A 5,721-nucleotide genomic window follows, 5' to 3' on the forward strand; every position below is an offset into this window, starting at 1 on the left:
ATATCTACGGCAAGGCGACGTTGACGTGGTTTGAAGAGATTTTCGAAGAGTATTAGTCTTTATTTTCGTATGGCAAGATCAAGTTCAAGATGATTCCTGTCATGGCTGAAAGAGCAGTACCTGAAAGTGTAACTGGACCAAGTTTAAGGACAGCTCCTCCAAGTCCAAGAACCAACATAGCACTTGCGATGATGAGGTTTCGCATTTGAGCGAAATCAACACGTTCTTTAATCAAGACTTTCAAACCATTGCTGGCGATAACCCCATAGAGAAGGATTGACATACCACCAAGTACAGCGTTTGGAATAGTTGAAATCAAGGCAGTGAATTTACCAAGGAAGCTGAGGGCAATCGCGATGAAGGCAGCGTTACGGATAACTGAGACAGAAGCGATACGAGTCATACCGATAACCCCTGTATTTTCTCCGTAAGTTGTATTGGCTGGTCCACCAAGGAAGGCAGAAACAGAAGTTGCGATACCGTCACCAAGAAGAGTACGGTGAAGACCTGGTTCTTTTAAGAATTGACGGCCACAGATTTGACCCAAAACAGTATGGTCTCCGATATGTTCAGAAATTGTTACGATAGCGATTGGCAAGATAGCGATGGCTTCTGGACCAAAGTAAAGATTGTATTCTTTAAAGGCACCACCTGTGTTAAATGGCAAGTAGAAACCAGGAATTTCAAACCAGTTAGCTTTAAGAACTGGTGTAAAGTCAACCAAGCCAAGAGTTAGTGCGAAGAGGTAACCACCGATAATGGCAAAGAGAAATGGAATGATTCGTAGGAATCCTTTTCCCTTTGTATTGATAAAGGCAGCAATTAGGAAAGTAACAACGGCTACAAGAGCATTTTTCCAGTTTCCATCAGCTACAAGACCAGCGTTGGTAACAGCTGAACCTGCAAGTCCAAGACCGATAACGATAATCATAGGTCCGATGATGATTGGTGGCAAGAGTTTATCAATCCATTTTGTTCCTACAAATCGGATGCTGGTAGCAACAAGGACATAGACCAAACCAGTCAAGATAACTCCAGTTTGAGCAGCAGATATATCACCTCCCATTTCCTTCATAGCTAGTGACATAGCTGTGATAAAGGCGAATGAAGAACCTAGATAAACTGGAACTTTAAAACCAGTTGAAATCATGTAGATGAGTGTTCCAACACCTGAAGCAAAAAGGGCAACAGATACAGGCATTCCCAAAATCAAGGGTACCAAGATGGTCGCACCAAACATGGCGAAAACGTGTTGGAAACTAAGGAGAATTCCTTTTCCAGCTGAAGGACGTTGGTCAACGTCTAGTAACAAATCAACAGTTGATTCTTGTTTCATATAAACCTCACTTTTGGGCATCAAAAAAGAGCCCATTATTTTACAGCAATAGGCCCTCAGAGTAAGACTTCTCTAAAATCTAAACTTTAAAGAGTTTCAAGTATTTCTGTGTCTTCGTCACCTCACGGGATGACATTAAAAACCTTTGCTTAGGATAGTATAGCAGAAAAAAATGATTTTGTAAATCATTTTTTCCCGAGCCTAAAAATAAGAGAGCGAGGTTGATTTTGTAAATCATTTTTTCCCGAGCCTAAAAATAAGAGAGCGAGGATGACTTTGTAAATATTTTTTTACTAAAAAATTTAAAGCGGGCGTTTATTTGGCATACCAGCCTTTCTTGGGTATTTGTTGGGCGTTTCTTTTTTCTTTTCTACCACTGTGATATAACGCGGATCTCCATTTGGTAGGGCGTAGCTGAGATTGTCTTCGACTTTACTAAAAAGGAGGTTGAGGGCATTCTTAGCTTCAAATAATTCCTCAGGCGCATTGCTGGCCTTGAGTGCCAATAGTTTACCACCAACTTTAAGGTAAGGAATTGTCAATTCAGACAAGACCTGCATACGGGCTACAGCACGAGCTGTTACAAAATCATACTGAGCACGGAAGTTCTTGTCTTGGGCAAAATCTTCGGCACGTCCATGGTAGAAATGAACACCATCCAAATCCAGTTCTTGAGCTAAGAGTTGGAGGAAGTTGATACGTTTATTGAGCGAATCAATGATGGTCACATCTAACTGAGGATAGAGGATTTTCATTGGTAGACTAGGAAATCCTGCACCGGCTCCAATATCAAGCAATTTGATATTTTCATTGGGAATCAAGCCTTGCAGAATAGGTGCAATCGAATCGTAAAAATGTTTGAGATAAACTTCTTCTTTGTCCGTAATGGCTGTTAAATTAATCTTTTCATTCCACTCGACTAAGAGTTCAAAATAACGTTCAAATTGTTTTTTTTGCTGGTCCGAAAGTGGAAGATTTTGCTCGGCAAGCAAGTTGTAAAATGTTTCTGGTTTCATAGTTATTTCCTTCTTTAGTATCATCTTATTTTACCACAATCATTAAAAATTTGATATACTGGTACTAATCTAAAAGTAGAAAGGACTTATATCATGACTTGGATTATTCTTGGAGTTATCGCTCTTGTTGTTATTTTTGTGATTGTTAGCTATAACGGTTTGGTTAAGAATCGTATGCAAACAAAGGAGGCTTGGAGCCAAATTGATGTTCAGTTGAAACGTCGAAATGACCTCTTGCCAAACTTGATTGAGACTGTAAAAGGTTATGCTAAATATGAAGGTTCTACCCTTGAAAAGGTGGCAGAACTGCGTAACCAAGTGGCAGCAGCGACTTCACCAGCAGAAGCTATGAAAGCTAGTGATGCCCTCACTCGTCAGGTTGCAGGTATTTTTGCAGTTGCAGAAAGCTATCCAGATTTGAAGGCAAGCGCCAACTTTGTTAAATTGCAAGAGGAGTTGACAAACACAGAAAATAAAATTTCTTACTCTCGTCAACTCTACAACAGTGTTGTCAGCAACTACAATGTAAAATTAGAGACTTTCCCAAGCAACATTATCGCTGGAATGTTTGGATTTAAAGCAGCAGATTTCCTTCAAACACCAGAAGAGGAAAAGGCAGTTCCTAAGGTTGATTTTAGCGGTTTAGGTGACTAAGATGCTGTTTGATCAAATTGCAAGCAATAAACGAAAAACCTGGATTTTATTGCTGGTATTTTTCCTACTCTTAGCTCTTGTTGGTTATGCGGTTGGTTACCTCTTTATGCGGTCTGGGATTGGTGGTTTGGTTATCGCACTGATTATCGGCTTTATCTATGCCTTGTCCATGATTTTTCAATCAACAGAGATTGTCATGTCCATGAACGGGGCGCGTGAGATTGATGAACAAACGGCACCAGATCTCTACCACGTAGTGGAAGATATGGCTATGGTCGCTCAGATTCCTATGCCCCGTGTTTTCATCATTGATGATCCAGCCTTAAATGCCTTTGCGACAGGTTCTAACCCTCAAAATGCGGCGGTTGCTGCGACTTCAGGTCTACTAGCTATCATGAATCGTGAAGAACTAGAAGCTGTTATGGGACATGAAGTCAGTCATATTCGTAATTATGATATCCGTATTTCGACTATTGCAGTTGCCCTTGCTAGTGCTATCACCATGCTTTCTGGTATGGCAGGTCGTATGATGTGGTGGGGTGGAGCAGGTCGCAGACGAAGTGATGATGACCGAGATGGAAATGGTCTTGAAATCATTATGCTAGTGGTTTCCCTACTAGCTATTGTACTGGCACCTCTCGCTGCAACCTTGGTTCAGCTCGCTATTTCTCGTCAGAGGGAATTTCTGGCAGATGCATCTAGTGTCGAGCTGACTCGCAATCCCCAGGGAATGATTAATGCCCTAGATAAGTTGGACAATAGCAAACCTATGAGTCGCCACGTCGATGATGCTAGCAGTGCACTTTATATCAATGATCCTAAGAAAGGGGGAGGGTTCAAAAAACTCTTTTATACCCACCCACCTATCTCAGAACGGATTGAACGTTTAAAACATATGTAAAATGAAGGCTGGAAAAAGTCTTTAAAATCTGAAAAACGCATAATATCAGGTGTGAAAACTTGATATTATGCGTTTTATTATGGGAAGATTTACTTCTTTTTCTCCTAAAATTGTGTTTTTGCCCCACATATCTACTATGTTACAAATTTATACATCTTCTAAATTAACTACCTCCAAACCGTATTCTGTTAAGCGATAGATGATTGAACAGACCTCTTTTAAGAAACGCCTGTCATGCGAAACAGTGATGAGACCACTAGGATAAGTGGCAAAGAGTTTTCTAATTTCGGGTTGAGAAGTTGGAGAAAAATTTCGTGTGGGTTCATCCAGCAGGAGAAAGTTTGGTTTGCACAAGACTAAATCCAAAAGCAGGAGTTTACCCTGTTGTCCGCCAGATAAGGAGCGAATTTGATGCTGCATTTCTGGATAACTGAAATTGAGACTAGCTAAGTGAGATTGGATTTTCTGCAGTTCCTCTTTTTCCCCAGTTTTACTTAGATAGGCTATTGGTGATAAATCCAATTGCAGTTTTTGCTGGTAATCTTGTGGCATATAACCAAGCGAAATCTTTCTTTTAGCATTAAAAAGTTGCTGTAACTTGGCTAATAGGGTCGATTTTCCAATACTATTTGGCCCTATAATACCGATTTTTTCTTGGCCACGGACAGTTAATTGTAGTTCTTGCACCAAAATTCGCTCGCCAATGGATAAATTTTCTTTTTCCAGTTGGATTAAGACTTTAGAAGTAGGTAATGGCTGTATATCTGAGAAGAAAAGTCTGATTTCTTCCTCTTCAAGTGGCTTTTGGGTCATGGCCTGAGCTGCTCTTTCGTAGCGTTTTTCTTGTGAGAGGACAGTTTTCATCTTTTTAGCCAATAGGCGACCGGCAGTACTGTCTTTGGTAGCTCGAAGAGCAGTTTCTACATTTTGTTTAACTCGTTGATGTTTTTCCATGGTTTTATCGTAGGCTCTTTGGTCGTTGGCTGCTTGCTGGGTTTGTCTGGCAAAATTAGCCTTTCTCTGCTCACTATAACTATCATAGTCTAAATGCTCTACTAGTGTTTCTGCTTCTTTACGGTGCTTGACCAGTCGCAAGTGAACAATAGTGTCTGCCGTTTCAGAAAGAAAGTCCTCATCATGGGAAATGAAAATAACGGTTTGCCGAATCTTGCGCATTTGACCTTTTAGCCAATCAACCGTCTCAAGATCCAAGTCATTTGAAGGTTCATCTAAAAATAGAATCTCAAAGGGTTTGGCTAACTCATGGATAAGCTGAATTTTCAAAGCTTCGCCCCCTGATAGACTGCCAATCTCTTGGTCACTTGCGAAACGATTGCTATCAAAATGCAATTCCTCCGCCAAACGATAGAGGATACTGTAGTCTAAATCAATAGAATCTAAAAAGAAGTAGTCGTGTAAAGTTTTCTTTTTTAGGTCCTCAGGGACTTTTTGAGGAATGTAGGCCAGTGACTGATAATCAGACTGGATGTCTCCCTTGATAGTGAAATCAGACAAATCTTCCCCCATTAAAGTTTTAAGTAAGGTTGATTTGCCATTTCCTTCTTCACCAATAATAGCGACCTTTTCCCTGTCTTGGATGGTCATGCTGAGGTCAGAGACAAGGTCTCGTAAATCTTTGTTTTGTGTGATGGTCAGGTGATTGATTTTTATCATATGATTGCCCTTTCTAGAATGTTGATACTACATAACAAAAAGCTCTACTTTACCTAGTAGAGCCCAAAGTCTATGTCAAAAAAACTCTATTAATACTCTTCGAAAATCTCTTCAAACCACGTCAGCGTCGCCTTACCGTA

The 5,721-nt window shown here is 40.3% G+C and carries 5 protein-coding genes; 2 read left to right on the top strand and 3 right to left on the bottom strand.

Annotated elements, in window-relative coordinates; translation table 11 throughout:
* Positions 1-52: 52 nt before the first annotated feature.
* Together HT736_RS07830 and rsmG are read right to left on the bottom strand one after the other, a co-directional pair.
* Positions 53-1,336: a solute carrier family 23 protein gene (locus HT736_RS07830; RefSeq protein WP_171039201.1), complete on the bottom strand. Its 1,284-nt coding sequence runs from the start codon at positions 1,334-1,336 to the stop codon at positions 53-55.
* A 302-nt stretch (positions 1,337-1,638) separates the two neighbouring features.
* Positions 1,639-2,352 carry a 16S rRNA (guanine(527)-N(7))-methyltransferase RsmG gene (gene rsmG / locus HT736_RS07835; protein WP_000801937.1) on the bottom strand — a complete coding sequence of 238 codons (714 nt, stop codon included), beginning with the start codon at positions 2,350-2,352 and terminating at the stop codon, positions 1,639-1,641.
* Between the two features lie 93 nt (positions 2,353-2,445).
* Here rsmG and HT736_RS07840 point away from each other — a divergent pair, with 93 nt between their 5' ends.
* Both HT736_RS07840 and htpX read left to right on the top strand, forming a co-directional pair.
* The gene (locus tag HT736_RS07840) at positions 2,446-3,006 is read left to right on the top strand and encodes a LemA family protein (RefSeq protein WP_050108063.1); all 561 of its coding nucleotides are present in this window, start codon (positions 2,446-2,448) and stop codon (positions 3,004-3,006) included.
* Position 3,007: 1 nt separating this feature from the next.
* Positions 3,008-3,907, top strand: a complete 900-nt coding sequence (gene htpX, locus HT736_RS07845; RefSeq protein WP_119943614.1) for a zinc metalloprotease HtpX — start codon at positions 3,008-3,010, stop codon at positions 3,905-3,907.
* 147 nt (positions 3,908-4,054) lie between these two features.
* Here the strand turns inward: htpX and HT736_RS07850 are convergent, their stop codons facing one another.
* Complete coding sequence (locus HT736_RS07850; RefSeq protein WP_172930918.1) at positions 4,055-5,581, bottom strand: ATP-binding cassette domain-containing protein; 1,527 nt, start codon at positions 5,579-5,581, stop codon at positions 4,055-4,057.
* Positions 5,582-5,721 lie beyond the last annotated feature (140 nt).

Origin of the sequence: Streptococcus sp. 339 (assembly GCF_013277285.1) — a bacterium.
In the GTDB taxonomy this organism is placed as follows: domain Bacteria; phylum Bacillota; class Bacilli; order Lactobacillales; family Streptococcaceae; genus Streptococcus; species Streptococcus pseudopneumoniae.

Coding starts and splice junctions, on each gene's coding strand:
- HT736_RS07830 (WP_171039201.1), bottom strand. CDS start 1,336: ATGAAACAAGAATCAACTGTTGATTTGTTACTAGACGTTGACCAACGT.
- rsmG (WP_000801937.1), bottom strand. CDS start 2,352: ATGAAACCAGAAACATTTTACAACTTGCTTGCCGAGCAAAATCTTCCA.
- HT736_RS07840 (WP_050108063.1), top strand. CDS start 2,446: ATGACTTGGATTATTCTTGGAGTTATCGCTCTTGTTGTTATTTTTGTG.
- htpX (WP_119943614.1), top strand. CDS start 3,008: ATGCTGTTTGATCAAATTGCAAGCAATAAACGAAAAACCTGGATTTTA.
- HT736_RS07850 (WP_172930918.1), bottom strand. CDS start 5,581: ATGATAAAAATCAATCACCTGACCATCACACAAAACAAAGATTTACGA.